This is a genomic window from Rhodanobacter sp. UC4437_H4 (assembly GCF_052978425.1).
This window is the reverse complement of the sequence record NZ_CM129673.1, coordinates 3127906-3152749: the sequence shown is the minus strand read 5'-3', so window position 1 is coordinate 3152749 and position 24844 is coordinate 3127906. Positions and strand designations below refer to the sequence as shown.

The following is a 24844-nucleotide window of genomic DNA, read 5'->3' as shown; positions in this document are numbered from 1 at the left end:
TCCGGCGCGGTGCGATAATCGCGGCATGGCCCTGCCCGTCCCCCTGCTCGACACCCTGCGCGCGATCTTTCCCGGCGACGCGCTGGACAGCGGCGACGACGCCCTGCGCACCGCGGCGGGCGACTACTCGCGCCATGCGCACCGGCCGGACGTCGTGGTCTATCCCGCCACGCACGCGCAGGTGGAGTCACTGGTTCGCGCCTGTCGCGAGCATCGCGTGCCGCTCACCGCGCGCGGCGGCGGCACCAGTTCCACCGGCGCTTCGGTGCCGCTGGCCGGCGGCGTGGTGGCAAATTTCCAGCGCATGGATCGTATCGTGCGCATTGCGCCAGGCGATCGCCTCGCGGTGGTCGAACCGGGCGTCACCAACGAGGCCTTGCAGCAGGCGCTGGCCCCGCACGGGTTCTTCTGGGCGCCCGATCCGGGCTCGGCACCGTGGTGCACGATAGGCGGCAATCTCGCCTGCAACGCAGGCGGACCGCGCGCGCTGAAATACGGCGCCACCCGCGACAACGTGCTGGGCTTGCGCGCCGTGGCCGGCACCGGCGCAGGTTTCGCGGCCGGCACGCACACCACCAAGGATTCCACCGGCTACGACCTCACGCGCCTGATCATCGGCTCGGAAGGCACGCTGGCGCTCGTCACCGAGGCCACGCTCAAGCTCACGCCCCGGCCCTCCGCGGTGCGCTCGCTACGCGCCACCTATCGCGACACGGCCAGCGCGGCGCAGGCGGTCGCGCGCATCATGGCGCAGCCGGTGACGCCCGCGGCGCTGGAATTCATGGATGCGCTGGCGCTCAAGCTGGCGCGCGACCACGCGCCGGACGCGGACGTGCCGCAGGCGGGCGCGCTGCTGCTGATCGAGGTCGACGGCACGCCGGAAACCGTCAGCTTCGCGCAGGACGCCGTGGCGCGCGCCGCGCGCGGCGAAGGCCTGATCGCGCTGGACATCGCGGCGGACGCCAGCGAAAACGCCGCGCTGTGGGCCGCGCGCAAGGCGCTCTCGTTCGCCCAGCGCGCGGCGACCCAGCACAAGATCAACGAAGACGTGGCGGTGCCGGTGAGCCGTCTGCCCGAACTCGTCGCCGGCGCGCAGGCGCTGGCCGCCAAGCATGCGGTCCCGCTGGTGTGTTTCGGCCACGCCGGCAACGGCAACCTGCACGTGAACCTGCTGCCGCGCGACGTGGACGAGATCGAACGTGGCTACGCCGCACTGCCCGAACTGTTCGCGCTGGTGATCGCGCTGGGCGGCACGCTGTCGGGCGAGCATGGCATCGGCGTGGTGAAGCGCGACTACCTGCCGCTGGCGCTGGGCGAATCGACCATCGCGTTGATGCGCTCGGTCAAGGCCGCGTTCGATCCGGATGGCATCCTCAACCCCGGCAAGGTGGTTTGAGAGCCGGTAATGGGGAACAGGAAACAGGGAATGGAGAAGACGAAGAAAAGGCCAGGCCTGAGGCAGCAGCAGCACGCCATGGATGCCCTGCTGGCGGAGATCCGCTGCGGCCACACCTGCGCGATGCAACAGCCGCCGGGGCGGCGGCCGGTGCTGCAGGCTTCCGTGCGGTCGCGCCTGCTGATCGTCAGCCAGGCGCCGGGGCGCAAGGTGGAGGAGAGCGGCATCCCCTTCGATGACGTCAGCGGCGAACGCCTGCGCGACTGGCTGCAGATCGACCGCGACACGTTCTATGACGCCGAGCGCGTGGCGATCGTGCCGATGGATTTCTGCTATCCCGGCAAGGGCAGGAGTGGCGACCTGCCGCCGCGGCCGGCATGCGCCGCGATCTGGCATCCGCGCCTGTTTTCGTTGCTCACCGGCGTGCAACTGACGCTCGCCATCGGGCAGTACGCGCAAGTCGGCATGCTCGGCGACGCACGCGATGCCACGCTCACCGACACCGTGCGCAACTGGCGCACGCACCTGGCCCGCGGCGTGCTGCCGCTGCCTCATCCGAGCCCGCGCAACCGGCCGTGGGTGATGCACAACCTGTGGTTCGAAGCCGAGTTGCTGCCGGTGCTGCGCGAGCGCGTCGCGGGCGCGCTGAACACCGTCCCCGAACCAGGATAGCCCGCAGGAGCCCGCTCGCGGGCGATGCTTTTGGGGCCGGATCAGGGATTCGCAATTCGCAAAGGCGAGAGCAAGGGCATCGCCCGCGAGCGGGCTCCTATGGGCGGCGCGACGGCTTCCGTTGCAACGTGCCTTGCCGGTTTCCGGGGGATTCTCTAACCTGCCCCGCTACGACATCGTGGCCACGGGGCCGACCCCGGCCTTGCAGGGGAACCCTCGTCCATGAGCCTCAAGCTCCGCCTCACCGTACTCAATTTCTTCCAGTACTACATCTGGGGCGCGTGGCTGCTGACCATCGGCACCTGGTGGTTCCAGAACCAGCACTGGTCGGGTACCAGCTTCGGCGCGATCTTCTCGACCATGGGCATCGCCTCGCTGTTCATGCCCTCGCTGGTCGGCATCGTGGCGGACAAGTGGATCAATGCCGAACGCCTGTACGGCATGCTGCAGATCTGCGGCGCGGTGGTGCTGTTCTCGATCCCGCACGTCACCGATCCGGAACAGATGTTCTGGGTGATGCTGCTGAACATGTGCTTCTACATGCCCACCATCTCGCTGGCGATCACGGTGGCCTACAACGCGCTCAAGCAGGATGGGCTCGACGTGGTCGTCACCTACCCGCCGATCCGCGTATGGGGCACGATCGGTTTCATCGCCGCGACCTGGACCACCAGCCTGCTCGGCTTCAAGGCCTCGCCCGCGCAGTTCCACGTGGCAGCGGCTGCTTCGCTGCTGCTGGGCCTCTACGCCTTCACCCTGCCCAAGTGCCCGCCCAAGCTGGGCGCCGCCGAGGGCCGCAGCCTGGTCGACCGGCTCGGCCTCACCTCGTTCGTGCTGTTCAAGAACCGCAACATGGCGGTGTTCTTCATCTTCGCGATGCTGCTGGGCGCGGCGCTGCAGCTGACCAACGCCTACGGCGACGCCTTCCTCAGCGACTTCGTCAAGGTGCCCGAGTACGCCAACCTGCTGGCGGTGAAGTACTCGACCATCATCATCTCCATCTCGCAGTTCTCCGAAACCGCGTTCATCCTGACCATCCCGTTCTTCCTCAAGCGCTTCGGCATCAAGGCGGTGATGACGATGAGCATGCTGGCCTGGGTGCTGCGCTTCGGCCTGTTCGCGTTCGGCGACCCGGCCGGCGGGCTGTGGATGATCGTGCTCTCGTGCATCGTCTACGGCATGGCGTTCGACTTCTTCAACATCTCCGGCTCGCTGTTCGTGGAAAGCCAGGCCGACCCGAAGATCCGCGCCAGCGCGCAAGGCCTGTTCATGCTGATGACCAACGGCGTGGGGGCGGTGCTGGGCAGCCTGATCGCCGGCTTCGTGATCGACCATTTCTTCACCGACCACACCTGCAATGACACGGTGCTGATCTGCAAGGACTGGCACGGCATCTGGCTGGCCTTCGCCGGCTACTCGCTGGTGATGGCGCTGCTGTTCGTGCCGCTGTTCAAGCACCGGCACGACCGCGCCGCCGCGCAACGGGTGGTGCCCACGCACTGATCCGTCGGCGGCCGGTCACGGATTGTTATTGCGAATCATTTTCATTTACCATGCGCCTCCTCATGCCGGAGGCCACATGTCCCTTTCCGTTCGCCCGCTCATCCCCTTGCTCGCCCTTGCCCTCGCCGGCACCGCCCAGGCGGCCGACCAGATCTCCGCCGTCACGCTCGAACGGGTCGAGGTTTCCGAAAGCACCCTGCGCATGCCGCAGAGCCAGGGCGCGCTGCCGACCACGATCACGGTGATCACCGCCGAGGATCTGCGCCAGCAGTTGGCGATCAACCCGGACCTCTCCGACGCCATCGGCAACCTGCTGCCCTCGTTCGCCCCCTCGACGCAGAAGCTCAGCTCGCGCGGGCAGACCCTGCGCGGACGCAACCCGCTGTACATGATCGACGGCGTGCCGCAATCGAGCCCGCTGCGCAACGGTTCGCGCGATGCCTACACGATCGACCCGGCGATGATCGAGCGGATCGAGATCGTCGAAGGCTCCAACGCGATGCAGGGGCTGGGCGCCGCCGGCGGCATCATCAACATCATCACCAGGCGTGCACCGAAGCAGGATGGCGTGCGCCAGGAAGTCACCGCCAACGCCAGCGCGCCCACCCGCGGCGGTAACGGCCTGGGCTACGGCGCCTCGTACCTGCTCGCCGCGCGCAGCGGCGCGTTCGAGCTGGTCGCCGGCGCGGCGTGGCGCGAGCGCGGCATGTACGCGGACGCCAAGGGGCGGCTGATCGGCGTCGACGGCACCCAGGGCGACCTGATGGATTCGGCGAGCACCGACGGCTTCCTCAAGCTCGGCTACGACTTCACCGACACGCGCCACCTGCAGCTCACCGTCAACCGCTTCGACCTCAAGGGCCACGGCGACTACACCGCCGTGTCCGGCGACATGGCCAACGACCTGCCGACCACGTCGGTGCGCGGCAAGCAACCCGGCGACGCCCCGCGCAACCGCGTGCTGACCAGCAGCCTGGACTACCGCGACACCGCGCTGGCCGGCGGCGAGCTGCGCGCCCAGCTCTACCACCAGAAGAACCGCGAGCTGTTCGGCGGCGGCACGTTCGGCACCTTCCAGGACCCGGCCTATGGCCCCGGCCTGCTGTTCGACCAGTCGCAGAATGTCTCGACCAAGGACGGCGCGCGGCTGTCATGGGCACGGCGCGGCCTGCTCGACGACACGCTCACCGTGCTGGCCGGCGCCGACGGCTACCGCGACACCACCTTCCAGGAACTGACCCACACCGGCCGCCACTGGGTGCCGGACAGCACCTACACCGGCTGGGCGCCGTTCCTGCAGGCCGAATACTGGCCGCTGCACACGCTGTCGCTGTCCGGCGGCCTGCGCCGCGAGCACGGCACGCTGGATGTGCCCACGTTCCAGACGCTCGCCTTCTACAACGCCGTCACCGTGCAGGGCGGCAAGCCCAGCTTCAGCAAGACGCTGCCGAACTTCGGTGCGGTCTGGTACCTCACCGGCCAACTCAACCTGTTCGCCAGCTACGCCGAGGGCTACACCCTGCCCGACGTGGGGCGCGTGTTGCGCGCGATCAAACAGCCCGGCCAGAGCGTGGCCGACTTCCTCGACCTGAAACCGGTGGTGTCGGACAACCGCGAGGCGGGCGTCGAGTATCTCGGCGAACGCGCGGGGGCGCGCCTGAGCTACTACGTCTCGCGCTCGCGGCTGGGTTCGGTGCTGGTGTTCGACGCGCCCAACCAGGTCTACAACGTGATGCGCCAGCGCGTGTCCATCAGCGGCTGGGAGGCGCGCGCGAACTGGCAGCCGCTGGAAGGCACCCGGCTGGATGCCTCCTTCGCGATCAACCGCGGCCGCTCCGACCGCAACAGCGACGGCAGGATCGACTCGGACCTGGACGGTGCCAACATCGCGCCCAACCGGCTCAACCTGTCGTGGACGCAGCGCTGGAACGACGCCTGGTCGAGCTACCTGCAACTGAGCCACCTGTACAGCCGCGACTTCAGCACGCTGGGCCAGCGCACGGCGCACTTCGACGGCTACGGCACCGCCGACGCCTACGTGAAATGGCAAACCAGGAGCGCCGGCGACTGGACGCTGGGCGTGCAAAACCTCGCCAACAAGCAATACATCAACTATGTCTCGCAGACCGTCGGCGACGCCGACTCGTACTTCGCCGGCCGCGGCCGCGTGGTCTCGCTGACCTGGCAGCAGGCCTTCTGAAGTGTCCGCCGCCGCGACCGCGATCGAGGCATCCGCGCGCCGCGCCGACGCGGTGCGGTACTGGCTCAAGCGCCTGCACCGGTGGGTCGGCCTCAGCGTCGGGCTGGTCTACGCGCTGATCGCGCTCAGCGGCAGCGTGCTGGTGCTGCAGGGTCCGCTGCTGCGGCTGCTGCATCCGCCGCTGGCCGCACATGCGTTGCCCGACGCGGCGGCGCGCGCGGCCGTGCTGTCGCGCATCACGCACGAATGGCCGTCCAGGGGACTGCGCGGCGCCGATCTGCCGACCGCCGGGCTGCCGGTATGGCAACTGTATTTTTCCGACGGCTCACGGCGCTACCTCGATCCCACCAGCGGCGACCTGCTGCTGACGCGTGCACCCGGCAGCGACCTGCTGCTGACCTTGCGCGACTGGCACACCCACCTGCTCGCCGGGAAAACCGGCGAGGCCGTGCTGGGCGTGCTTGGCTGGCTCATGCTGGGGCTGCTGCTTTCCGGCGTGTGGCTGTGGTGGCCGGGCCGGCGGAACCTGCGCGGCAGCCTGCGCCTCCATACCCAGCCACCGGCACGGCGCTGGGTCAGCTGGCATCGCAGCATCGGCGCGCTCAGCCTGCCGTTGCTGCTGCTGGTGACCCTGACCGGCACCTTGATGGTCTACGGCAAAGGCACCCGGCACGTCCTGCAGACACTGTTCGCGGATGCGCCGGCCACGCCGACGCCGGCCCGCATCGCGCCGCGCCCACAGGCGATCGACTGGGCGGCGGTGCTCGACGCCGCGCAGCACGCGCTGCCGGGCGCCGAATTGCGCCGCATCGCGCTGCCCTCGGCCGACGACGGCCGCGTGACGATCCGCGCGCGGGCGCCGGGCGAATGGCATCCGGTCGGGCGCAGCCAGGTGTGGCTCGATCCCTACCGGGCCCAGGTGCTGGGCGCCGTCGACGCCACCGCCGAGGGCACCGGCGCGCGCATCAGCAACGCGGTCTATCCGCTGCACGCCGGCAGCGTGGGCGGCCTGGCCGGGACGCTGCTGGTGCTGCTGTGCGGCCTGCTGCCGCCATTCTTCCTGGTGACCGGGTTCCTGTTCTGGCGCACGCGCCAGCGGCGCCAGCGCCGATAAGCCAGCGCCGATAAGCGATCCCGGAGGCCGTCGGCGCGGCCGTTTCCGCGATTCACCTACAATGGGCGGATGCAAATCGGCCCTTACCTGATCGACCCGCCGCTGGTGCTCGCCCCGATGGCGGGCGTCACCGACAAGCCGTTCCGCCTGCTGTGCAAGCAGCTGGGCGCGGGCCTGGCCGTGTCCGAGATGACCAGCGCCGACCCGTCCCTGTGGCAGACGCGCAAGTCGCTGCGCCGGATGGACCACGCCGGCGAACCCGAGCCGGTCAGCGTGCAGATCGCCGGCTACGATCCCGCGATGCTGGCCGAGGCGGCCCGCTTCAACGTCGCCAATGGCGCGCAGCTCATCGACATCAACATGGGTTGCCCGGCGAAGAAGGTGTGCAATGTGTGGTCCGGTTCCGCGCTGCTGCAGGACGAGCCGCTGGTGGCACGCATCGTGAAGGCGGTGGTGGAGGCGGTGGACGTGCCGGTGACACTCAAGATCCGCACCGGCTGGAACCGCGAGAACAAGAATGCGCTGAACATTGCGCACATCGCCGAGGACGCCGGCATTGCCGCGCTGGCCGTGCACGGCCGGACCCGCGCCGACAAGTACGAGGGCGAGGCCGAGTACGCCACCATCGCCGCGGTGAAGGCCAGCGTGCGCATCCCGGTGCTGGCCAACGGCGACGTCTGCACGCCGCAGCAGGCGAAGCACGTGCTCGCCGTCACCGGCGCCGATGCCGTGATGATCGGCCGCGGCGCGCAGGGCCGGCCGTGGATCTTCCGCGAGATCGCCCACTACCTCGCCACCGGCGAACTGCTGCCCGAACCCGAACCGGCCGAAGTCGCCGCGATCCTGCTCGGCCACCTCGAACACCTGCACGCGTTCTACGGCGAACCGGCCGGCGTGCGCATCGCGCGCAAGCACCTGGGCTGGTACGCGAAGGACCGTCCCGAGAACGCCGCGTTCCGGCAGGTGGTCAACCGCGCCGAGACGGCCAGCGAACAGTTGCGGCTCACCCGCGATTACTTCACCGCGCTGGCGAGCGGTCTGGCCATGGCGGCCTGAGCGCGCAGGCAGTCACCGCGGCAGCTGTCCGCGCAAACCGCTGTCCATCTCAGGCCATCGCGCGTTCCAGATAACGCTGGCGCTTGCGCGGTCGCAGGCATTCCAGATCTACTTCGATCAGGCCATCGATGGAGCCGCTGAACTCCGGGTCCACGCCGAAAGCGAGGAAGCGCGCGCCGCCGGGTTCGCACAGTTCGGTGTACTGTTTGTACAGCGTCGGCACCGAGGTGCCGAGCCGGGCCAGCGCGGTTTTCATCGCCTCGAACGCGGCGGCGATGTCGAGTCCGTCGAAGGTCGGTGCCGGCGCCGCGAAGGCGAACGGCCGGCGCGCGCTGGCCAGCGTCCGTTCGCTGCCGTAGAAACGCTGGTAGTAGCCGACCAGCTGCTCGCTGGCATGCCGCGGCAACGCCGCACTGATCGACACCGCACCGTAGAGGTAGCGCACGCCCGGGTGGCGCCGCAGGTAGGCGCCGATGCCTTGCCACAGGTAATCGAGGCTGCGGCTGCCCCAGTAATCCGGCACCACGAAGCTGCGACCCAGCTCCAGCCCGGCGGCCAGCCGCGGCACGGCCGCGTCGGCGTAGCGGAACAGCGAGGCGGTGTACAGGCCGGCCAGTCCGGCGCGGGCCAGCGCCTCGGCGCCGCGCAACACGCGGTAGGCGCCGGCGATGCGGCCGGCCTGCGCGTCCCACACCAGGATGTGGTCGTAACTGGCGTCGTAGCGGTCGAGGTCGCGGCTGCAGCCGGTGCCCTCGCCGACCTGGCGGAAGGTCAGCTCGCGCAGGCGGCCGATCTCCTGCAGCAGCGGCGAACCGCCGGCATTGCGCGCCAGGCGGATCTGCTTGCCGTCGCTGGTGGCGCCGAGCAGCTCGGTCGCGTCCACGGCGCGCGCCAGTTCGCGCGCGCCGATGGCCGGCGCCAGCGGCAACGGGCCCACGGGTGCGGGCGTTTCCGCGCGGCCGGCGGCATCCAGCGCGTGGCGGACGCGCCGCACGGCCGCGTGCTCGCCTTCGCTCTCGCCGATCGTCAGCAAGTCGCCCACGTGCAGGTGCAGCGGACGGCGGTGGCGGGTGAACATCTCGCGCGCCAGCAGCGCCGCCGATGCCGGCCGGCACAGCGCCGACATGCCGTAGAACAGCGCGGAATTGCGCGCCTCGACACGCACCGGCAATACCGGCGCCGACGCACGCCGCGCAAAACGCAGGAAGCCGGCGCGCCAGCGGCCGTCGCGCACGCCGCGCAAACCCAGCCGCGACACCTCGCCGGCGGGAAACACGATCACGCATTCGCCCCGGCGCAAGGCACGTTCGACCCGGCGCAACTCGGCCACGCCGGCGGCGCCGCCGAACACGCGCACCGGCAGCAGCAGTTCCGCCAGCGGTTCCACCAGCGCCAGCACCTCGTTGGCAAGCACCCGCACGTCGCGCCGCACGCGTCCCACCATGTCCAGCAGGGCCAGCGCATCGAGCGCGCCGCAGGGATGGTTGGCGACCACCAGCAGCGCCCCGTGCGCGGGTATGCGCGCCAACGCGGCGGTGTCGACCTCATGGCGCGGTTCCAGTTCGCGCAAGGCAGCCGCGACGAAGGCCAGTCCGCGCAGCTGCGCATGTTCGGCATGGAACGCGTCGATCCGGCCGAGACCCGACCAGCGCGCCCACCGCTGCAGCAAGCTCGCCGCGAGGCGCCCGCGCCGACCGCGAAACCAGCGTGGATAACGCTGCCGCAAACGCTGCTCGATGGCTTGCATGTCACGCCCCTCGCGTTGGCCTGACGCCAGCTTGCGGAGCTTCGGCGACACCACGATTGCCCCGCTGCGACAGCGGCGTGACAGCCGTGGCGTCGACCCACTCCGCCACGACACGCAGGCCATGCCTGCGTTAGGCTCGGGATTGCCGTGCCCGCATCCGGACGTCCGAGGAGTACCGATGAGAAAACACCTGTGGCCGCTGTGCCTGCTTTTCCTGCTGGCGCTGATGTCCGTCAGCGGAGTCCGCGCTGCCGGCCAGACCATCAAGGTCTACCCGATCGCCGCCGGTACCGCCGCGACGGTGACGCCGGCCACCGAGCTCAAGCGGGCGAACCAGCCACTGCTGGTCGGGGTGAAGGTGGCGCCGCCGTTCGTGATCGAGGACCACGGCCACTACAGCGGCCTGGCGATCGACCTGTGGCAGGAGATCGCCGCCGACCACGGCTGGAAATACGTCTACCGGCCCTACGACCTGGACGGCCTGCTGCAGGCGGTCAGCGACAGCAAGGTGGACGTGGCGCTGGGCGCGATCACCGCCACCGCCGCGCGCGAACAGCGGATGGATTTCGCCCACCCGATCACCAGCTCGGGCCTGGCCGTGGCGGTGCGCGGCGGGCAGACCGCCGGCTGGCTGGCGGTGGCGCGGGCACTGGTGTCGCCGGCCTTCCTCAAGGTGATCGGCTCGCTGACGCTGCTGTTGCTGGTGGTCGGCTTCCTGGTCTGGCTGCTCGAACACAAGCGCAACCCGGAGCAGTTCGGCGGCAGCCGCCGCCAGGGCATCTTCTCCGGCTTCTGGTGGGCGATGGTGACGATGACCACGGTCGGCTATGGCGACACCGCGCCGCGCACGGTCGGCGGACGCATCATCGGCCTGGTGTGGATGCTGGCCGCGCTGCTCATCGTGTCGTTCTTCACCGCGGCGATCACCAGCGCGCTGACCGTCGGCCAGCTCAGCGAGCGCATTCGCAGCGCCGCCGACCTGGGCGGCATGCGCATCGCCAGCGTGCCGGACAGCACCAGCGCCAACTGGCTCGACCGCGAGCAATTCGACTACGCCAAGGCCCGCGACGTCGATGCCGCGCTGGCGGAGCTGGCCGCCGGCCGCGTCGACGCCGTGGTCTACGACGAACCCCTGTTGCGCTGGAACATCCGCCGGCACTTCCGCGGTCAGCTGAAGGTGCTGCCACTGCTGCTGGAGCGGCAGGACTATGCTTTCGCCCTGCCCACCGGCAGCCGCCTGCGCGAACCGATCGACACCTCGCTGCTGCAGCGGATCAACGCGCCGGACTGGCCGCAGCGGCTGGACAAGGCCTTCGGCGCAACCGGCCAGTGAACGGGCCAACGCGCGACGCCAACCCGTTCGGCCGTCCATACGGCTGAACGGAAACCCACCCCCGCCGCGCCCCGCGGACGGGGAGGCTGCAAAGTCGAAGTGGTCGATGTATCATGCCCGACCTCTTTTATCTTTCTATCCGTACAAAGGGATATAAACCGCGATGTCCAACTACCTGTTCACCTCCGAATCGGTCTCCGAAGGCCATCCGGACAAGGTCGCCGACCAGATCTCCGACGCCGTGCTCGACGCGATCATCGCGCGCGACCCGCGCGCCCGCGTGGCCTGCGAAACCATGGTCAAGACCGGCGTGGCGATCGTCGCCGGCGAAATCACCACCGGCGCCTGGATCGACCTCGAAGCGATCACCCGCAAGGTGATCCTCGACATCGGCTACAACTCGTCCGACGTCGGCTTCGACGGCGCCACCTGCGGCGTGATCAACCTGATCGGCAAGCAGTCGCCGGACATCAACCAGGGCGTGGACCGCAAGAACCCGGAAGACCAGGGCGCCGGCGACCAGGGCCTGATGTTCGGTTACGCCACCAACGAAACGAAGGATTTCATGCCGGCGGCGATCTACTACTCGCACCGCCTGGTCGAGCAGCAGGCGAAGATCCGCAAGCGGAAGAACTCGCCGCTGCCGTGGTTGCGCCCGGACGCCAAGAGCCAGGTCACCCTGCGCTACGAGAACGGCGTGGCCACCGCGATCGATGCCGTGGTGCTGTCGACCCAGCATGACCCGTCGGTGAAGCAGAAGGACCTGATCGAAGCGGTGCGCGAGCACATCCTCAAGCCCGTGCTGCCGGCCAAACTGATGCACAAGGCCACCAAGATCCACATCAACCCGACCGGCAAGTTCGTCATCGGCGGCCCGGTGGGCGACTGCGGCCTGACCGGCCGCAAGATCATCGTGGACACCTACGGCGGCTGGGCCCGCCACGGCGGCGGCGCGTTCTCCGGCAAGGACCCGTCCAAGGTCGACCGCTCGGCCGCCTACGCCGCGCGCTACGTGGCCAAGAACATCGTGGCCGCCGGCATCGCCGACCGCTGCGAGGTGCAGGTGAGCTACGCGATCGGCGTGGCGCACCCCACCTCGATCTCGGTCACCACCTTCGGCACCGGCAAGATCAGCGACGAGAAGATCGAGAAGCTGATCCGCAAGCACTTCGACCTGCGTCCGTACGGCATCCTGCAGATGCTCGACCTGATCCACCCGATGTACCAGCAGACCGCCAGCTACGGCCACTTCGGCCGCACCCCGCAGGTGGTCAAGGACGCCAGCGGCAAGTCCTACACCACCTTCTCGTGGGAAAAGACCGACCGCGCCGAGGCGCTGCGCAAGGACGCGAAGCTGTAGGAGCGCATCTTGTGCGCGAACACCGCGCACCGAAAAAAACGGGCCGCCTCGCGCGGCCCGTTTCGTTTTGCCGTCGTACGCCTCACCGTCCCGGGACACGACGCGCGCCAGCGCAATCATCGCTGATTTCTTTGCCACCGCGGGCAGCATTGCCCTACGCCCATCCGCGCGCCGCACCGATTCCACGCCCGTTCCGCCGGACTCATGCTGAACTTTTCACCAATGCAGATCGCAAGGAAGCCGCATGCCTTCAGTCCCGCGCCGCCACCATCCCTTTGCCCTGACTGCCGTGCTTCTGCTGGCGCTGGCACCCCCGCTCGTTGCGGCGCAGACCGGGCAAATGGAAGGCGAGAACCTGCTGATGTCGCTCCCCGACGGCTTCGTTCCCGCCTACCACAATCAAAAGGGTTCCGTGGCGATCTCCGAGATGATCCCCAGCGGCGAGACGCTCGATCACTGGAGCGAGATCCATACGATGCTCGTCCTCTACGGCGGCGGTAACCTGCCGATCGATGCCTATGTCGAGCGCGTGGGGCAAAGCTTCCGCAAGGATTGCGACATGGCCGACACGGTTCCGATCGCCAGTGGCACCGAGAACGGCTACAAGTTCGCGTTCTGGCTGCAGACCTGCTCGTACTTCGACCGGAAGAAGCCGCCGGAAACCACCTGGTTCAAGATGATCAACGGCAACGACAGCAGTTATGTCGTGCAGCACGCGGTGCATGCCGAGCCGACCACGGAGCAGACCGTGCGCTGGGCCCGGTACTTCGCCACGGTCAAGGTTTGCGACTCGCGCATTCCCGACCGGGCTTGCCCGCACGTCCAATAGCCGGCTCGGGCGCCGCCGGTCACGCCGCAACGTCGCTGCCAAGTACAATGGGCGGATGTCCCTTATCCAATTGCAACGCGTCGACTTCAGCATCGGCGGCCCGCTCCTGCTCGAACACGTCGATCTGTCGATCGAGGCGAACGAGCGTGTCTGCATCGTCGGTCGCAACGGCGAAGGCAAATCCACCCTGATGAAGCTGATCGCCGGCGAGCTGCACGCCGACGACGGCGAGGTGCGCATCCAGAACGGCGTGGTGGTAGCGCGGATGGCGCAGGAAGTGCCGCAGGGCACGGCCGGCAGCGTGTTCGACGTGGTCGCCGAAGGGCTGGGCGATCTCGGTCGCCTGCTGGCGCGTTATCACCACCTGCTGGCCGAAGGCGACTTCGACGCGCTGGGCGACGTGCAGCACCAGATCGAGGCGCAGCACGGCTGGGACCTCGACCGCCGCGTCAGCGACGTGCTGACCCAGCTGGAACTGCCCGGCGAGACCGACTTCGCCGCGCTGTCCGGCGGCATGAAGCGCCGCGTGCTGCTGGCCCAAGCGCTGGTGCGCAAGCCCGACGTGCTGCTGCTGGACGAACCGACCAACCATCTCGACATCGAGGCGATCGGCTGGCTGGAAACCTTCCTCAAGCAGTTCGCCGGCAGCATCCTGTTCGTCACCCACGACCGCAGCTTCCTGCGTGCGCTGGCGACGCGCATCGTCGAGATCGACCGCGGCGCGCTCACCGACTGGCCGGGCGACTACGACAACTACCTGCGCCGACGCGAGGAACGCCTGCACGCCGAGGCGCAGGCGAACGCGCTGTTCGACAAGAAGCTGGCGCAGGAGGAAGTGTGGATCCGCCAGGGCATCAAGGCCCGGCGCACCCGCAACGAAGGCCGCGTGCGCGCGCTGAAGGCGCTGCGTGCGGAACGTGCGCAACGCCGCGAGCTGGGTGGCAACGTGAAGATGACGGCGGCCAGCGCGCAGGCTTCGGGCAAGAAGGTGATCGAGCTCAGGCACGTGCACCAGGCCTACGACGGTCGCGTGCTGATCGACGACCTCACGACCACCGTGATGCGCGGCGACCGCATCGGCATCATCGGCCCCAACGGCGCCGGCAAGAGCACCCTGCTGAAGATCATGCTGGGCGAACTCACCCCGCTGCGCGGTACCGCCGAGCTGGGCACCAATATCGAAATCGCCTACTTCGACCAGCACCGGCTGCAGCTCAACGACAAGCTCAATGCGCTCGACAACGTGGCCGAGGGCCGCGAGTTCATCGAGCTCAACGGCCAGCGCAAGCACATCATCGGCTACCTGCAGGATTTCCTGTTCTCGCCCGAGCGCGCCCGCGCGCCGATCACCCGCCTCTCCGGCGGCGAGCGCAACCGCCTGCTGCTGGCCAAGCTGTTCGCGCAGCCGTCGAATCTGCTGGTCATGGATGAACCGACCAACGACCTCGACGTCGAGACGCTGGAGCTGCTGGAAGAACTGCTGACCGACTACCAGGGCACCCTGCTGCTGGTCTCGCACGACCGCGCCTTCCTCGACAACGTGGTCTCCAGCACCCTGGTGCTGGAAGGGGAAGGCCGCATCGGCGAATACGTGGGCGGCTACAGCGACTGGCTGCGCCAGCGGCCCACCGCGCGCAGCACCCCGGCCACCGGCAAGGCCGCCGCGCCGGCTCCGACACCTGCGGCGCCCGTGGCGGCAAAGCGCAAACGCAGCTTCAAGGAACAGCACGAGCTGGAGCAACTGCCGAAGCGCATCGAGCAACTGGAAGGCGATATCGCCGCGCGCACCGCCGCGATGAACGAGCCGGCCTTCTTCCAGCAGGACAGCGCGGCCATCGTCAAGGCGAACGAGGCGCTGGTGAAGTTGCAGGCCGAACTGGATGCAGTCTACGCGCGCTGGTCGGAATTGGATGGCTGAGCGAAGCAGGAGTGAGCGCCGAGCAGAGACCTCCCGCTCATGTGCTTTCTCTCGTTTCTCACGCCTCTCCACTCACTTCTCGCCCTTCCTCCCGGCGTATCATTCGGGGATCTTTCCCACGGACTGCCACGCATGTACACGCTCTACTACGCCCCGGGTTCGGCCAACCTGCTGGTGCACCTCGCCCTGCTCGAAATCGGTGCCCCGCACGAGCTCAAGCGCATCGATCTCGACAAGGGCGAACAGCGCAGCGCCGCGTACCTGGCGATCAACCCGAATGGCGTGGTGCCCACCCTGCTGGTCGACGGCCAACCGCACGGCGAGGCGGCAGCGCTTGCCTTGCTGCTGGCCGAGAGGCATCCCGAGGCGGCACTGGCGCCCGTCCCCGGCAGCGCGCAGCGCGCCGACTACCTGCAATGGATGCTGTACTTCGCCAACAACCTGCAGCCACTGTTCCGCCAGTGGTTCTACCCCGGCGAACACCTGGCCGACGGTGCCGACACGATCAAGCAGGCCGCCCGCGCCGGCATCGAAAAATGCTGGACGAAGATCGACGCCCATCTCGCCGCGCATGGCCCGTACATGCTCGGCGACCGCTTCAGCATGGTCGACCTCTACGCCCTGATGCTGATGCGCTGGTCGCGCAACATGCCCAAGCCCGCCACCGAATGGCCGCAACTGGCCGCACTGGCCACGCGCCTGAAGGCACGGCCGTCGTGGAAACAGGTCTGCGATGCCGAGGGCCTGATCGAGTGGGCCTGAGTCCATGAGCGACACCCCCGGCACGGACGCCTGGGCCGTCTACCTGCTCGAATGCGCCGACGGCCGCGTCTACACCGGCATCGCCCGCGACCCCGAACAACGCTACGCGAAACATCTCGCCGGCAAGGGCGCGCGCTTCACCCGCTCCAACCCGCCGAAGCAACTGCTCGGCTGGGTCTGGGTTGAAAGCCACGGTGACGCGCTACGCCTGGAGATGGCGTGGAAAAAGCTCCCCCGCGCCCAGCGCCTCGCCGCCCTCCAGGCAAGCCTTGAGCCGTAGGGCGGGCACGGCCCGCCACTCGCCGTGATGCGCCCGGACAACGGGCTGGACTTCGCCGAGAGCCGGCGGGCAGTGCCCTACATCCCGCTTGGGAAATCGCCGGCCGCGCTGCTCCTACGACGCCGTGCGGTTGGGCAGCCAAAGTTGCGCGATCGCGCCCCTGCCCTCACGGGCGCCGAGGCTGACGCCACCTTCGTGCGCTTCGGCGATCTGCCGCACCAAGGCCAGGCCGATGCCGGAGCCGCCGGGCTTGGTGGTGAAGAACGGCACGAACAGGTTGTCGCTGGCGGGCAGGCCGGGGCCGTCATCGAGGATCTCGATCAGTGCGCGCTCGCCTTCGCTGCGCCAGCGCATCAGCACCTGGCCACGGTTTGGCAGGCTCGCTTCGACGGCGTTGCGCAGCAGGTTGATCAGTGCCTGCTCCAACTGGTCGGGATCGGCCTGCACGAGCAGCGGTGCGCCGGCTTCCACCTGCACAGCCATGCGCTGCTCTAGCCGCGCCACCGCCGTCACCAGCACGGCCAGGTCGAGTTCGCGTTTCTGCGGTGACGGCAGCGCGGCGAGTCGGCTGTAGCCGGCGAGGAAACGCGCCAGCGATTCGGCCCGGTTGCCGATCACCTGCAGGCCGCCCTGCGCATCCTCGCGCCAGTCGTCGGCCAGCGGCTCGCGTGCGATCACGGTGGCCAGGGTACCGGCCAGCGAGTGGATCGAGGCCAGCGAATTGTTGACCTCGTGACCGAGCACGCGCAGCAGGCGCTGCCAGGCCTGCCGCTCTTCCTCGCGCAGCACGCGACTGACGTCGTTGATCACCAGCAACCGACCGCTGCGGCCTTCGTTGCGCAGCGGCGCGTGACGGATGTCGAAGCGGCCGCTGCGGCCCGGGAACGTATGCCTGACGACCTGTGCCGACGGTGCGGCCAGCAGCACGTCGAGCGCCAGCTCGTCGGCGCGACAGCCGAGCAGCGCATGTCGCTCGTCGGCAAGCAGGCGCTGCGCGGCAGGATTGAGCAGGCGCAACCGTGCATCGTGATCGAACACCAGCACCGCGCTGTCCAGCGCAGCCAGCGTCTTGCCGAGCAGGCGCGCGGAATCCTCGAATTGCAGGCGCTCCTTCTGCAGCCGGTCGGCCAGCGCGTTGATGTCGTAGATCGCATCGCCGAGCACGCCGCCCTGCACGCCGCGCATGCTGTAGTCGCCCTCGCGCAGGGCTTCCAGCAAACCGGCCAGGGTGTACAGCGGATACACCACGCGACGATGTTGCCAGCGCGCGATCAATGCGGTGGCCACGACGACCACGATGGCCAGCAGCCAGCACAGCGCACGCTCAGGCACGCCGACCAGCAACAGCGCGGCCATACCAAGCAGCGCCGGCACGCCCACCAGCCAGCTGCCCAGCAGCACGCGCCGCTCGAACGCGGGCATGTAGCCGCGGCGGCGGGTGGAATCAGTCGGCATCGTCGGTCGAGGGATCGCGCAGCCCGTGCTTTTCCATGCGCCGATACAAGGTCTGCCGGGTGATGCCGAGCGCGTCGGCGGCATGCTGCAGGTTGCCGTCGTGGCGTTCCAGCGCGCTTCGTACCAGATGCGCCTCGGCCTGGTCGATGGTCATGCCGTCGAGATCGGCGGGTGCAACGCCGGTGGTCGGACCGGGGCCGAAGGCTAGCGCCGAATCGCTGACCAGGTCGTGCTCGGCCAGCAGCGCGGCGCGCTCCATCAGGTGGCCCAGTTCGCGCACGTTGCCCGGCCAGCGCCAGGCGAGCAAGGCGCGTTCGGCCGAAGGCGCCAGCCGCAGTCCGTGGCGGCCGTACCGTGCGGCGCTGCGTTCGAGGAAGCTGCGCGCCAGCGGCAGGATGTCGTCACGACGCTCGCGCAAGGGCGGCAGGTAGACCTCCAGCGTGTTGAGGCGATACAGCAGGTCCTTGCGGAAGCGCCCGGCCTCCACTTCGACGGCGAGGTCGGCATTGGTCGCCGAGACCAGCCGCACGTCCACGCCCTGCGTACGCGAGGAACCGAGCCGCTCGAACTCGCCGTCCTCCAGCACGCGCAGCAGCTTCGGCTGTTGCGACGCCGGCACGTTGCCGACCTCGTCGAGGAACAGCGTGCCGCCATCGGCCAGTTCGAAACGGCCGATGCGTTCGCTCTTGGCGTCGGTGTAGGCGCCGCGCACGTGGCCGAACATTTCCGACTCGAACACGTTCTCGGCGATGGCGCCCATGTTGACCTTGACCAGCGCTTTCGCCGCGCGCCGCGACTGCGCATGCAAGGCCCGGGCGATCACGCCCTTGCCGGTGCCGTTCTCGCCCAGCACCAGCACGTTGGCATCGCTGGGCGCGACCCTGGCCACCAGCTCCAGCACCCGCCGCATCGCCGGCGACTCGGCGATCAGCGGCTCGCTGGCGCCGCGCAGCAAGGCGTTCTCCGCCTCCAGCCGGCGTTGCCGCCGCGAGGCTTCGGCCAGCGCGATCTGCGTGCGCACGATGCTGAGCGCACGGGTGTTGTCCCACGGCTTCTCGATGAAATCACCGGCGCCACGGCGCAACGCATCCACCGCCAGCGGCACGTTGCCCCACGCGGTCATCACCACCACCGGCAGCTCCGGCGCGTGCTGGCGCAACGCGTCGAGCAGGGCCAGGCCCTCCTCGCCCGAGGTGGTGTCGCGGGTGTAGTTGAGGTCGATCAGCGCGCAGCTGAAATCGCGCTGGCGCACGGCCTGCAGTGCCGCCGCGGGGCCGTCCACACCGAAGCTGGCGATGCCCTCGGACTTCAGCAGCAGGCGCAGCGCCGCGCGCACGTCGGCCTGGTCGTCGACCAGCAGCACGGTGGTTTGGGTTTCGCGCGTCATATCTTTCCATTCGTCCCGACAACTTGCCGCCCGCAGCATACCGACACCGGGAGCGCACCCTGTGCGCGATACCTTTCGTCACGTGACGGAGAGCATCGCGCACAGAGTGCGCTTCTACGGATTCCCGCGCGTCACTCGTAGCGCAGGGCGATCGCGGGATCGACGCGCAACGCGCGCAGCAGCGGCACCAGCGAGGCGACCAGCGCGACCAGCAACACGATCAGCAGGACCGGCGCGAATACCCGCAGGTCGTGCGCCTGCGTGTGCAAGCCGGGATCGGCGAGCAGCGCCGACCACGGCCACGCCAGCAGCAGGCCGATGCCCAGCCCCAGCCCGAGCTGCCACAGCAACTGGTGCCCCACCTCGCGCATGATCGCGCGGCTGCCCGCGCCGATGGCACGGCGGATGCCGATCTCGCGGGTACGCTGGGCCACCGAGAACGCCAGCACGCCATACAGTCCCGCGCCGGCCAGCAACAGCGCGACCAGCCCCAGCGCGCCGAACACGGTACTGAGCACGGTCAATCCCGCCCGCGCCTCGGCCATCGCGGCGGCCTGGCTTCGCACGCCGTACACCGCCGCCTGCGGCTCGACCGCGTGCACGGCATCGGCCAGTTGCTGCGCGGAAACGCCGCCGGCGACGTGCGCGCGCACCGCCAGGCCCACGGCATGCAGCGGCAACTGGCCGGCCGACTGGTCCAGCGGCAGCAGCAGGCCCGGTCGCGGCTTTTCCAGCACGCCATCCAGCTGCAACGGCTCGATCACGCCGATCACGGTCAGCGTGGCGGCAAACGGACGGCCGGGCCACAACACCAGCTTGCGGCCCACGGCGTTGTCGTGCGGCCACATCGCGGTCGCCATCTTCGCGTCGACCACGGCCACCGGTGCGCTGTGCGCACGGTCGCGCGTGTCGAAGAAGCGGCCTGCCCGCAGGTGAACGCCGTAGGTCCCGAGGAAATGCGGATCGACGATACCCATCTGCGCGCGCGGCCAGCCCTCCGCGGGCTGCGGGTGGCCCGGCAGCGAGACGTCCTCGTGGCTGCCCAGCACCGCGCCGGGCACGGTATCCGATCCGGTGGCGTCGACCACGCCCGCATCCTGGCGCAGGTATTCGCCCACCGCGTCGAAAAAGCGGATGCGCCGCGCATCGTCGGTATAGCTGGCCGCCGGCAGCATCACATCGGCGGTGAGCACCTGCGTCGCATGCGCCGCACCGGCCACCGGCTGCGACAGCACGCTGCCCACCGCGCGCACGAAGGTGCCCGCCCCCACCAGCAGCACCACGGTCAGCGCGACTTCCGCCACCACCATGACCCGGGCCACGCGGGCGAAGCCGGCACCCGAACCCTTGCCGCCGTCGCGCAGCACGTCCTGCAGGTCGGCGCGCGCGGCGCGCCAGGCCGGGATCACGCCTGCCAGCGCGGTGCTCAGCACGGCAGCCACGAAAGCCGCCACGAGCACCCGGCCGTCGAGGCCGAAATGATGGAAGGGCGCGGCGCCCGACGCATCGTTGAAGTACACCGAGACGATCCAGCGGTTGCCCCAGTGCACGATCGGCAGCGCCACCGCCAGCGCGGCCAGGCTCAGCAGCAGGCTCTCCGTCAGCGCCGCGGATACCAGTCGCATCCGACTGCCGCCCAGGGCGCCGCGCAGCGCCAGCTCGTGACGCCGCTGCAGGGTCTGCACCAGCTGGAGGTTGGCCACGTTGACGCAGGCCAGCAGCAGCACCAGCGCGGCGGCGCCGAACATCAGCCATACCCACTGGCGCATGTCCTCCGGCACAAAGCTGAACTTCCACGGTTTGAGCGTGACGCCACGGGTGTGCTTCCCCGCTGGCAGCGCGGCCTGCAGGCGCGCCGCCCACGTGTCCAGCTCCGCGCGCGCCTGCGCCAGCTGGTGGTTGGCCGCCAGGCGAACCACGCCCCACACATCGCGGTGCTGCCCGGGCGGCAGCTTCAGCGGCAGCCAGACCTCGCTGCCGCTGACCGGCATGCGCGCCGCCCTTGCCGGCAGCACGCCCACCACGGTGGCCCACTCGCCATTGATCCGCACCTCGCGGCCGGCGATGTGCGGATCGGCCTTGAAACCACGCCGCCACAGGTTCTCGCCCAGCAACACCACGTCCGCGGCGCCGGGCGCCTCGTCCGACGGCAGCAGGCCGCGCCCCAGCAGCGGCGTGACGCCCAGCAGCGGCATCATCGAGGCGGTCACGCGGCTGCCCGGGTAGTACGTCGCGCCGCCGTTTTCCTCCACGCCCGCGCCAATGGGGACGTAGGCACCCACCTCGTCGGCGCTGCGCAGGCCGTCGCGCAGGGCCAGGTACTGGTCGCTGTCGAGGCTGCCGATGCCGTTGCCGCTGTGCGACGGTTCGCCCAGCGCCATGAGGCGTTCGGGATGCGGTACCGGCAACGGTTCGAGGATCAGCGTGTTGACCAAGCTGAACAGGAACAGCGTCACCCCCAGCCCCACGCCCAGCACCGCCACCGAGAGCAGCGCATAGCCGGGCCGCCGCGCCAGCCGTCGCCAGGCCTCGCGAAGTTCGCGCACGATCATCGTCACTCTCCCCTCAAGGCACGCATCGGCGCCACGCGTGCCGCTCGCAGCGCCGGCAACAGGCAGGCCAGCAAGCCGGCGAACGCAAGCACCACGCTCACACCGGCCATCACCAGCGGGTCCAGCGCACCGGCGCGGCCAATCAATCCCATCAGCACCTGCGATGCCGCACGTGCCGCCAGCCACGCCCCGGCCATGCCCAGCGCCAGCCCCGCCGCAATCTGCAGCAAGCCGCCGCGCAGCACCAGCTCCAGCAGTCGCGAAGGTCTGGCACCCAGCGCCATGCGCACGCCGAACTCTCGTTCGCGCGTGGCCACCGCCACCGCCATCACGGCGTACAGCCCCGCCGCGGCGAGCAGCAGCGCGAGCGTGGCGAACAAGCCGATCAGCCACAGGCTGAGCCGTGCGCTCGCGGTGGTCTGCTGCACGACGTTCCGCATCGTGCGCAAGTTGGCGATCGGCTGCTCGGGCGCGATCTCGGCCAGCGCCGCGCGCACGCCGTCCTGCCAGTCCATCGGGTTGCCGTGGCCGCGCAACGCGAAGCGCAGCGGCTCCAGGTGACGGACCAATGCCATCACCGGATCGGGTACCTGCGCCAATGGCACGTACAGCACCGGTTGCATGGGCTGCAACGGCCCCTTCTGATAGGTGGCGCCCACTACGCCGACGATGTGCAGCGAAACAAGCTTGCCGTCAACGCCTGTCATCTCGATCCGCTTGCCCACCGCATGACCGCCGTAGAACCTGTCAGCCAGATCCTGGCTGACGATGGCCACCTGCTCGCCTCCTGTCGTGTCGTCACGCGAGAAGTCCCTCCCCTTGAGTAACGGGATGGAGAACAAGCGGAAAAAGTCGTCCCCGATACCGTGGTACTGGGACGCGAACTCCCGCCCATCCGGGGTGTGCAGGGTGGTTTGCAGCTGACCCATCATGCCGTTGCTGGCAGGCAGGTTCGTGGTCACCACGGCGTCGGCGACGCCCGGGATCACGCGCAGCCGCTGCACCAGCCGCCGCGACAGGCCCCACACCGAGGCGACATCCGGGTAATCGGCCCGCACCGGCGCCAGGTCGAAGGTGAGCACATTGCTGTCGGCAAAGCCAAGATGCATCCGCGAGGCGTCATAAAGCCCATGCATGAACACGCCAGCCGCGCACAGCAGCACCGTCGCCAACGCCACCTGCGCCACTACCAGTACGCGGCCCAGCCGCCCGCCGCGCAGACCGATGCCGCTACGGCCGCCCTCGCGCAATTCGTCCACCGTCGTCGCGCTGCGGCTGCGCCACAACGCGAGCCCCGCCGCCAGCAGCGCGCCGAGCATGCCCACGGCGAACGCCAGCAGCCACGCCGAAGCACGGACATGCAGGCGACCGCCCCACAACCACTCGGCGGGAATGAAGCCTTGCAGCAAGGCCAGGCCAGTCGTCCCCAGCGCCATGCCCGCCAGCGCGCCAGCGCCACCGACCAGCAGGCCCTCGCCCAAGGCCGGCAGTATCAGCCGCAACAGCGGTGCGCCCAGCGCGCCGCGCACCGCGGCGTCGTGGTTGCGCGACAACGCACGCAGCAGCATCAGGTTGGCGAGGTTCACCAGCGCAATCAGCAGCACCAGCACCGCGCTGGTCATGAACAGCAGCAGCATCGGCCGCGCGTCCTGCCGCATGACGGACGCCAGATGCAGGGCGCCGAAGCGCGGCTTCTTCCAGTTGCCGCCCATGCCCATGTCGCGGTACATGGTGCGCTCGCGCGCATCGGCCTGCGCCGACACGGCGGCGATGTCGGCACCGGGTGCCAGCCGTGCAAGCGCCAGAGTGCCGTTGTGGCTGTAATCGCGGCTGCCCACCGGCACCGCCGTCGGCAGCACCACGTCGCCCGACCCAAGCACGGTGTTGAAGGCCGCCGGCAGCACACCCACGATGGTGTGCGGCACGCCTTCCACCTGCAGGCTGCGGCCGATCACGCTGCGGTCGCCGCCGTAACTGCGCAGCCAGAAGCCGTAGCCGAGCATCACCACGGGCGGGCCGTGCGGATGATCCTCCTGCGCATCGAAGTTGCGCCCCAGCACCGGCTGCAGATCCAGCGTGGGCAGCAATCCCTTGTCCATGCGGATCAGCGGAACCTGCGCCGGCACACTCACGCCGGCGACATTCACCATCGAACCCGGCCACCACAACCCCAGCGAGGCCACGCCGTCGAGCTTGTCCAGGTACTGGTATTCGTGCGGCGAGATGCCGCCCACCTGACTGGTGTCGCGGATCTGGCCCAGCACCACCAGTCGCGACGGCTGCGGTACCGGCAGGGGTCGCCACAAGCTGTTCTGAATCAGCGTGGTTACCGCCACGCTGGCGCCGACGCCGAGCGCCAGCACGCCGGCAGCCAGCAACAGGAAGCCGGGCCGGCGCAGGCTGGCGCGCCACGCGCGCCAGATCTCGGCAAGCCAGACGTTCACGCGCCGACTTCCACGCGCTGGCCGATCAGCGCGTCCAACCGCTGCTCGTCCTCGTGGCGCAGGCGCTCGTAGGTTTCCTCGTCGACCACGCGGCCGTCGAACAGGCGGATCTTGCGCTGGGCGAGTTCCGCGTAGCGCGCGTCGTGGGTGACCATGCAGAGGGTAGCGCCGCCCTTGTGCAGTTCGTCGAGCAGGGCCATCACCGCCTCGCCGTTGCGCGAGTCGAGGTTGCCGGTGGGCTCGTCGGCGAGCAGGATCGCCGGCCGTCCGACCAGCGCGCGGGCCACCGCCACGCGCTGTTGCTGGCCGCCGGACAACTGCGCCGGGTAATGCCGCATGCGATGCGCCATGCCGACGCGCTCGAGTGCTTCCTGCACGCGCTCACGCCGTTCGGCGGCGCCGATGCCGTTGCGGTAGGTCAGCGGCAGTTCGACGTTCTCCTGCACGCTCAGGTCGCCGATCAGGTTGAACGCCTGGAAGATGAAGCCGATCTCGGCATTGCGGATGCGCGCGCGCTCGGCCGCGTTCAGTGCCGCGACGTCATGCCCGTTCAGCACGTAGCGGCCGGCGCTGGCGGTGTCGAGCAGGCCGAGGATCGACAGCAGGGTGGTCTTGCCGCAGCCGGACGGCCCGGAGATGGAGACGTACTCGCCGCGCGCGATGGACAGATGCACGTCAGCGAGTGCATGGGTTTCCACCTCGTCGGTCTGGAATACCTTGCGGATGCTGTCGAGGGTGATGACGCTAGTTGACTGGTTCATGACGATACCGAGAGACATGAGGAGTGAGGAGTGAGTGGAGAGAAGTGAGTGAGGAGCATGAGGGTGCGGGCTTTT

General features: G+C 69.3%; 18 protein-coding genes. 12 read left to right on the top strand and 6 right to left on the bottom strand.

The features are described 5' to 3' along the window. The first annotated feature begins 25 nt into the window (after positions 1 to 25). The 6 genes from ACVCL3_RS14185 to dusB all read left to right on the top strand — a co-directional run bounded on the left by ACVCL3_RS14185 (position 26) and on the right by dusB (position 7941). Positions 26 to 1396 carry an FAD-binding oxidoreductase gene (locus tag ACVCL3_RS14185; protein WP_447098147.1) on the top strand — a complete coding sequence of 457 codons (1371 nt, stop codon included), beginning with the start codon at positions 26 to 28 and terminating at the stop codon, positions 1394 to 1396. A 78-nt stretch (positions 1397 to 1474) separates the two neighbouring features. Continuing rightward, entirely contained in the window at positions 1475 to 2068 is a 594-nt protein-coding gene (locus tag ACVCL3_RS14180) for a uracil-DNA glycosylase family protein (protein ID WP_395120111.1), read from the top strand. A gap of 222 nt (positions 2069 to 2290) precedes the next feature. Next, positions 2291 to 3571, top strand: coding sequence for a nucleoside permease (locus ACVCL3_RS14175; protein ID WP_395120112.1), 1281 nt, complete (start codon positions 2291 to 2293; stop codon positions 3569 to 3571). A 76-nt stretch (positions 3572 to 3647) separates the two neighbouring features. Next, complete coding sequence (locus ACVCL3_RS14170; RefSeq protein WP_447099736.1) at positions 3648 to 5771, top strand: TonB-dependent receptor; 2124 nt, start codon at positions 3648 to 3650, stop codon at positions 5769 to 5771. Position 5772: 1 nt separating this feature from the next. Next, positions 5773 to 6885, top strand: a complete 1113-nt coding sequence (locus tag ACVCL3_RS14165) for a PepSY-associated TM helix domain-containing protein (protein WP_447098143.1) — start codon at positions 5773 to 5775, stop codon at positions 6883 to 6885. 69 nt (positions 6886 to 6954) lie between these two features. Continuing rightward, positions 6955 to 7941: a tRNA dihydrouridine synthase DusB gene (gene dusB, locus ACVCL3_RS14160; protein WP_447098142.1), complete on the top strand. Its 987-nt coding sequence runs from the start codon at positions 6955 to 6957 to the stop codon at positions 7939 to 7941. 49 nt (positions 7942 to 7990) lie between these two features. Here dusB and ACVCL3_RS14155 read toward each other — a convergent pair whose 3' ends face one another. Beyond that, on the bottom strand, positions 7991 to 9688 hold the full coding sequence (locus ACVCL3_RS14155; protein ID WP_447099735.1) for a lysophospholipid acyltransferase family protein: 1698 nt from the start codon (positions 9686 to 9688) through the stop codon (positions 7991 to 7993). A 178-nt stretch (positions 9689 to 9866) separates the two neighbouring features. On the opposite strand from ACVCL3_RS14155, the gene ACVCL3_RS14150 reads away from it, so the two are divergent. From ACVCL3_RS14150 to ACVCL3_RS14125, 6 genes are all read left to right on the top strand, one after another. Then, positions 9867 to 11021, top strand: a complete 1155-nt coding sequence (locus ACVCL3_RS14150) for a transporter substrate-binding domain-containing protein (protein ID WP_447099734.1) — start codon at positions 9867 to 9869, stop codon at positions 11019 to 11021. A gap of 163 nt (positions 11022 to 11184) precedes the next feature. Further along, the gene (gene metK, locus ACVCL3_RS14145) at positions 11185 to 12381 is read left to right on the top strand and encodes a methionine adenosyltransferase (protein WP_447099733.1); all 1197 of its coding nucleotides are present in this window, start codon (positions 11185 to 11187) and stop codon (positions 12379 to 12381) included. Positions 12382 to 12625: 244 nt separating this feature from the next. Further along, positions 12626 to 13210, top strand: coding sequence for a hypothetical protein (locus ACVCL3_RS14140; RefSeq protein ID WP_447098138.1), 585 nt, complete (start codon positions 12626 to 12628; stop codon positions 13208 to 13210). 55 nt (positions 13211 to 13265) lie between these two features. After that, positions 13266 to 15128 (top strand): ATP-binding cassette domain-containing protein, encoded by a 1863-nt coding sequence (locus ACVCL3_RS14135; protein ID WP_395120121.1) that lies wholly within the window; start codon positions 13266 to 13268, stop codon positions 15126 to 15128. 132 nt (positions 15129 to 15260) lie between these two features. Then, positions 15261 to 15890, top strand: coding sequence for a glutathione S-transferase family protein (locus ACVCL3_RS14130; protein WP_447098137.1), 630 nt, complete (start codon positions 15261 to 15263; stop codon positions 15888 to 15890). A gap of 4 nt (positions 15891 to 15894) precedes the next feature. Continuing rightward, the gene (locus tag ACVCL3_RS14125) at positions 15895 to 16170 is read left to right on the top strand and encodes a GIY-YIG nuclease family protein (RefSeq protein WP_447099732.1); all 276 of its coding nucleotides are present in this window, start codon (positions 15895 to 15897) and stop codon (positions 16168 to 16170) included. Between the two features lie 114 nt (positions 16171 to 16284). On the opposite strand, the gene ACVCL3_RS14120 is transcribed toward ACVCL3_RS14125, so the two are convergent. The 5 genes from ACVCL3_RS14120 to ACVCL3_RS14100 all read right to left on the bottom strand — a co-directional run bounded on the left by ACVCL3_RS14120 (position 16285) and on the right by ACVCL3_RS14100 (position 24769). Beyond that, positions 16285 to 17625 (bottom strand): sensor histidine kinase, encoded by a 1341-nt coding sequence (locus ACVCL3_RS14120; RefSeq protein ID WP_447099731.1) that lies wholly within the window; start codon positions 17623 to 17625, stop codon positions 16285 to 16287. Continuing rightward, positions 17615 to 19012, bottom strand: coding sequence for a sigma-54-dependent transcriptional regulator (locus ACVCL3_RS14115; protein ID WP_447099730.1), 1398 nt, complete (start codon positions 19010 to 19012; stop codon positions 17615 to 17617). The genes ACVCL3_RS14120 and ACVCL3_RS14115 overlap by 11 nt, the downstream gene beginning before the upstream one ends. 131 nt (positions 19013 to 19143) lie before the next feature. Continuing rightward, positions 19144 to 21564, bottom strand: a complete 2421-nt coding sequence (locus tag ACVCL3_RS14110; RefSeq protein ID WP_447099729.1) for an ADOP family duplicated permease — start codon at positions 21562 to 21564, stop codon at positions 19144 to 19146. Between the two features lie 2 nt (positions 21565 to 21566). Further along, on the bottom strand, positions 21567 to 24008 hold the full coding sequence (locus tag ACVCL3_RS14105) for an ADOP family duplicated permease (protein WP_447099728.1): 2442 nt from the start codon (positions 24006 to 24008) through the stop codon (positions 21567 to 21569). Further along, the gene (locus ACVCL3_RS14100; RefSeq protein ID WP_395120129.1) at positions 24005 to 24769 is read right to left on the bottom strand and encodes an ABC transporter ATP-binding protein; all 765 of its coding nucleotides are present in this window, start codon (positions 24767 to 24769) and stop codon (positions 24005 to 24007) included. Before ACVCL3_RS14100 ends, ACVCL3_RS14105 begins: the two co-directional genes overlap by 4 nt. Positions 24770 to 24844: the final 75 nt, after the last annotated feature.